The organism is Lunatimonas lonarensis, from assembly GCF_000390185.1.
GTDB lineage: Bacteria > Bacteroidota > Bacteroidia > Cytophagales > Cyclobacteriaceae > Lunatimonas > Lunatimonas lonarensis.
The window spans coordinates 1-1,166 of record NZ_AQHR01000060.1 but is presented as its reverse complement, the minus strand read 5'-3'; the positions used below and the strand labels follow the sequence as shown (position 1 = coordinate 1,166).

Sequence of the window (1,166 nt, the reverse complement as noted above, 5' to 3'; positions counted from 1 at the left end):
TGAAGGAAAGATTTAACCTTAGACACAGTTTAATGAACTATCCCGGGAAATCACGATATAGTCTTGCTGATTTCTCTATAATCTTAATACTTCTTTCCCTATGATTGTTAATCGGAATAGCTAAATCCAGTTTATCGTCCTTATAGTGAATGAAGCATAAATCTTGTGTTGCTCCGTTAATAGTTTCCTTAATAACTGGAAAATAGAAATTACCATCATTATTGTTTTCAAACAATTCATAAGTGATTTGCTTTCCTGTTATCTCATTATTGATTATGACCTTTTTAAGTTCTTCAACAAAAAATAGTGTCTGCGGTAAAGTAGAAGCAAGGTCTTCAACTCCAACTATTGCAGCTTCTCTTGATTCAGGATTTTCTAAAGGATAAATAAAAACAGTGTCAAAATCTGTTTCTTTTCTTTGCGAATGATAATTATGCCTTGTTGGGAAAATATGTTCGTCTTCAATTTTCTCAATTTTGTCAAGCTCTTCGGCTATAAAAGTGATTAAGTCTTCTGATTTTTCCGCTTTTCTATTTAGTTCAAATTGAAAAGTCTTTGGTAATAGTCCATTTTGTTCAACAATTCCTTTTACGGTTACCGTGTCTGAAAGTAAATGTGTGCTAATAAAACCCGTTCCAAACTTGCCTGTTATTCTCTTGTTTGTGCTGTCAGAAGGTTTCCCTGAACTTACTTGTTGGATTAGTCCGGTAATATTTTCTACTCTGAAAGGGTTTCCGTTATGACTAAAAATAAATTCATTTTCCTTTAATGTGATTTCAATAGTCACACCACCATAAATGTTTGGGACGTCTTTTGCGTTTTGCATTAATTCCCAAATCCATCTTCTTCGGGATTTAGTTCTTTCATTTCTAACGTCTGATAAGATTTGAATAACCTTGTCAGCAGTCAGCTTGTAATTATTGTAATTCTTGCTCTGTTGAACTGTCTCTAAATATGTCGTCATTATTTATGTTCTGTGTCTTTTTAAAATGAGTGCTAACGGTTTGCATGTATGTGCAGTAGCGGATTAGAAGCACTTACCTTTCCGTTTTGCACAAAGTTTATTGGAAGCACAAACCTTCGATTTACCACTTCACCCGCTATTGCCACATACACGCTGTTGTATAATACTCCCCATTTGTTGGACCAAAAGTTACAGGTACTAA

The 1,166-nt window shown here is 34.1% G+C and carries 1 protein-coding gene; it reads right to left on the bottom strand.

What is annotated here, in order from left to right; genetic code table 11:
• Positions 1 to 37: 37 nt before the first annotated feature.
• Positions 38 to 964: a sacsin N-terminal ATP-binding-like domain-containing protein gene (locus ADIS_RS22310; RefSeq protein ID WP_010854398.1), complete on the bottom strand. Its 927-nt coding sequence runs from the start codon at positions 962 to 964 to the stop codon at positions 38 to 40.
• Positions 965 to 1,166: the final 202 nt, after the last annotated feature.